The 660-nt window shown below is 71.4% G+C and carries 1 protein-coding gene; it reads right to left on the bottom strand.

The genetic code is table 11. The annotated features are described in order from the left end of the window. The coding region (locus CCN51_RS51030; protein WP_245881882.1) for a DUF5667 domain-containing protein at nucleotides 1-660 on the bottom strand (660 nt) is incomplete at both ends.

Raw genomic sequence — 660 nt, forward strand, 5'->3', positions numbered from 1 at the left:
CGGGATCGGCTCGCCCGTCGGCGGATCCAGCAGATCGCCGGCGCCGCCGATGAGGCCGCCGTCCTCCAGATGGGACGGAGTCGAGGGGCGCGGCCGGGTGTCGTCCCCGCTGGGGCGGGCGGTGCTCGGTGTGGTCACGGCGGGCGCCGGGATGTTGGAACCGCCCGTGGTGGTCCGCTCGGGTGGCTCGACCACCGAATGACCGGTGTTGTCCCGGCCGTCGCGGGAGGCGGGCAGCAGGGACTGCAGCGGACCGACCTCTTGGTCTATGGCGTCGAACACCGAGCTCACCTCGTCCCCCACGTCCATGAGCTGGACGGGCAGCTTCTCGCGCAGCCGGGACCAGCCGTCGCGGTGGGAACGGGAGAAGGACGACAGCGTCCGCATGGGGCCGAGCGAGCCGTCCCGCTCATAGACCTTGTGCAGCAGCCGGTGGCCCTCGGAGGCGTCATGGCGCATCCCGGCGAGGGTCCTGCGGATCTCGCTCAGCGATTCGTGGTCCAGGTCGCCCGAGCGGCCGCGCTCCATCAGCCGGCGCGCCTCGCTCATCCGGGTCGACGCCTGGTCCAGATACAGCCGGCCGCGGTCCGCGTCGTCGTCGGCCATCTCGAGCTTCAGATCCTCTATGCCGCGCTTGAAGCCATAGAGGGTGTCACCTGG

The organism is Streptomyces milbemycinicus (assembly GCF_002154605.1).
Classification (GTDB): Bacteria; Actinomycetota; Actinomycetes; order Streptomycetales; family Streptomycetaceae; genus Streptomyces; species Streptomyces milbemycinicus.